General features: G+C 67.2%; 3 protein-coding genes. 1 reads left to right on the forward strand and 2 read right to left on the reverse strand.

Translation table 11 applies throughout. The annotated features are described in order from the left end of the window. A partial coding sequence (locus tag ACIRDX_RS22045; RefSeq protein WP_396627570.1) for a CocE/NonD family hydrolase occupies positions 1–1,574 on the forward strand: 1,574 nt, incomplete at its 5' end. A gap of 585 nt (positions 1,575–2,159) precedes the next feature. On the opposite strand, the gene ACIRDX_RS22050 is transcribed toward ACIRDX_RS22045, so the two are convergent. Continuing rightward, complete coding sequence (locus tag ACIRDX_RS22050) at positions 2,160–2,735, reverse strand: elongation factor P (RefSeq protein WP_239491713.1); 576 nt, start codon at positions 2,733–2,735, stop codon at positions 2,160–2,162. A gap of 18 nt (positions 2,736–2,753) precedes the next feature. After that, positions 2,754–3,289 (reverse strand): dienelactone hydrolase family protein (locus ACIRDX_RS22055; protein WP_396627571.1); only part of this gene is annotated, 536 nt, incomplete at its 5' end.

The following is a 3,289-nucleotide window of genomic DNA, read 5'->3' on the forward strand; positions in this document are numbered from 1 at the left end:
CGGTCGTCATCCGCACCCCCTATGGCGTGCAGCGTGAGGCGGTGGGCGTGCACGACCGGATGATCACGCTCGCCCGCATGGGCTACGCCGTGGTGAACACGGACGTCCGTGGCCGCTACGAGAGCGAGGGGCAGTGGGATCCCTTTCGCGCCGAGGCCAAGGACGGCTACGACGTGGTCGAGTGGGCCGCGAAGCAGCCGTGGTCGACCGGCAAGGTGGCCATGCAGGGCGGCAGCTATCTCGGCCACGTGCAGTGGGCCACGCTCGGCGAGCAGCCTCCCAGCCTGATCGCCGCCTTCCCGGCAGTCGCCTCCACCAACCTCTACGCGAACTGGATCACGCAGGGCGGCGCCTTCCACCTCGCCTTCAACTTCGGCTGGGGCGTCGTGCGGATGCCGTACCGGATCATGCAGCCGCAGTGGTACTTCACCGGCCCGGACGCGGCGCCCGAACTGCGGTACGAGCACCTCCTCACGCACCTGCCGCTGCAGACGATGGACGAACTCGCGTTCAACCATCCGGTGAAGCACTGGCGCGACTGGCTGGCGCACGAGAGCTATGACGCCTACTGGAAGGCCGTGAGCGACGAGGAGAAGTTCTCGAAGGTGAACGTGCCGGTGATGACGCAGGGCGGCTGGTTCGACATCTTCCTGCCGGGCACGATCGACGGCTTCGTGGGCGTGCGCGCGAAGGGCGCGAACGAGCGCGCCCGATCACTGACGCGGATGGTGATCGGCCCGTGGGGCCATGGCCCGTCGCGCAAGTACGGCGACCTCGACTTCGGCCCGGATGCCGATCGCGCGCTCTTCGACTACGAGCGTCGGTGGCACGACTTCCACATGAAGGGCGTGAAGAACGGCGTCGACACCGACGCGCCCGTGCAGATCTTCTACATGGGGATCAACAAGTGGCGCGGTGAGCAGGACTGGCCGATCCCGGGTACCCAGCCGGCGAAGTGGTATCTGCAGGCGGGAGGGAAGCTGTCGACGACTGCGCCGGCCGGCGACGGGTCGACCAGCTACCGTTACGACCCGAAGGACCCCGTGCCGACGACGGGCGGCAACAACTGCTGCGGGTCGCCGACGATCGCCGGGCCCGTCGACCAGAAGCCCCTCGACGGCCGCGCCGATATCGTCCGCTTCACGAGCGACACGTTGTCAGCGCCCGTGACGATCGCGGGCAAGGTCACGATGGATCTCCACGCGACCACCGACGGCAAGGACACCGACTGGATGGTGAAGCTGGTCGATGTGTACCCCGACGGCAAGGCGTACCCGATGGCCGAGGGCATCCTGCGCGCGCGGTTCCGCGAGGGGCTCGACAAGCCCCAGTTGCTCACGCCCGGCCAGGCGTATCGCTACACGGTCGACCTGATCGGCACGGCCGTGGTGTTCCAGCCGGGCCACCGCATTCGCGTCGACATCACGTCGAGCAACTTCCCGCAGTTCGATCGCAACCTGAACACCGGAGATCCGCTGGCGACGGGCACCACGCCGCGCGTCGCGCAGCAGACGATTCACCACTCGGCGAAGATGCCGAGCGCGATCGTGTTACCGGTCGTACGCGGATTCTGACGCGTCCGGGGCTGGGCGCTGGGGGCTGGACGGCACCGGACGGCCGTCTTCACTCGGCCGCCGTGAACAAGGGACAAGGGACGAGCGACAAGTCACCAGGGAGGCACGGGAAGAGGGACAAGGACTGCAAGGGACGAGGGACAAGACCGCAACAGGCCACCTGACGCCTGTGGCCTGCAGCCTGTGCGTCGAAATCCGTCACGCAGGCGAGTGACAGGCGTGGGGCTGGGGCGCGGGACGAACTCTGTCCAAGGGACAAGAGACGAGCGACAAGTCACCAGTCAGGCACGGGACGAGGGACAAGGACGGCAAGGGACCAGGGACCAGGTCGCACAGGGAGCCGGTGCTGGACGCGCGGGGCGGAGCGACTTGTGGAGCCATCCGTCAGGGTTCACGAAATCCGTCACGCAGGCGAGTGACAGGCGTGGGGCTGGGGGCCCCCACGCACGTGCTCCTGTCCCACGCCGGAGTGACGGATTTCCGGATGGCGGAACAGGAGCGAGTCCCGCGCGGCCGGCGCCGGCGACGCCTGCGTCTTCAGGATGCCGCGTTCGGCATTCCCGGCATCGCAGCATCGCAGCATTCTCAGGCTCGTCCCGCGAACTCCCGCGTCTCGGTGTGGACGCGCACCTTCTCGCCTTCGTTCACGAACAGCGGCACGCGCAGTTCGAGGCCGGTGTCCAGCTTCGCGGCCTTGGTCACGCTGCCGCTCGCCGTGTCGCCGCGGCTGCCCATCTCGGTTTCGGCCACCGTCAGTTCGACGATGACCGGCAACTGCAGGCCGATCGGGTTGCCGTTGAACTTCTGGATCTGCACCTCGAGGTTGTCGGTGAGCAGGTAGCGGTCGTCGCCGACGATGTCCTCGTTGAGCGTCAGGGTCTCGAAGTTCTCGAGGTCCATGAAGTGCACGCCGGTGCCGTCGGTGAACTGGTAGGAGGCCGGCACCATCACCAGGTCGGGCTCCTTCAGCTTGTCCTGCGCCTTGAACGTCTTGTCGAACACGGCCCGGTTGATCAGGTTGCGCATCTTCACGCGCACCAGGGTCTGGCCGCCGCGTGCCGTCGGGCGCGAGATCTCGACCTCGAGCATGTGGTACGGGGCGTCCTCGAACTCGACGTACATCTTGCGCTTGAGGTCGATTGCGGCGATCAGTCCGGCCATGGCGTGCGGAAGGTCCTCTCAGAGAAAGCGTTGCAGGAAGGCGAGGATGGCCTGGCGACCCTCCGGCGTCTCCTGGTGTTCGACGTCGTACCGGTTCATCTGCCAGCGCTCGGGCACGCCCATCGACGCGTAGACCTGCTTCAGGTGCGCATCGATGCGGTCGAGCCCGGGTACGGGCGTGAGCTTGTCGCGCAGGCCGGCGAGGGCCAGGTGCGCGCGCGGCGCGATCAGGGCGTTGATCTGCCCCGTCGTGAAGTGGTTCATGAGATCGGGCACGTAGTAGTAGATGCCGTGCCGCGACAGCCCCTTGTCCTCGATGAGCGCGTCGAGGTCGGTGAGGCAGTTGATGTCGACGCACACCTTCATGCGCTCGTCGAGCGCTGCCAGGTACCAGGCGGCCGTCGAGCCCATCGACATGCCCAGCGTGGCCAGCCGCGTCGCGTCGACGTCGGGCCGCTGCAGGAAGACGTCCACGGCGCGCAGGCTGTCGTAGACCATCATCCCCCACAGGACCTGGCCCTTGAGCAGCATCGCCTTGAACATGTCGAGCTCGG

This window comes from Luteitalea sp., from assembly GCF_044337415.1.
In the GTDB taxonomy this organism is placed as follows: domain Bacteria; phylum Acidobacteriota; class Vicinamibacteria; order Vicinamibacterales; family Vicinamibacteraceae; genus Luteitalea.

Coding starts and splice junctions, on each gene's coding strand:
- ACIRDX_RS22050 (WP_239491713.1), bottom strand. CDS start 2,735: ATGGCCGGACTGATCGCCGCAATCGACCTCAAGCGCAAGATGTACGTC.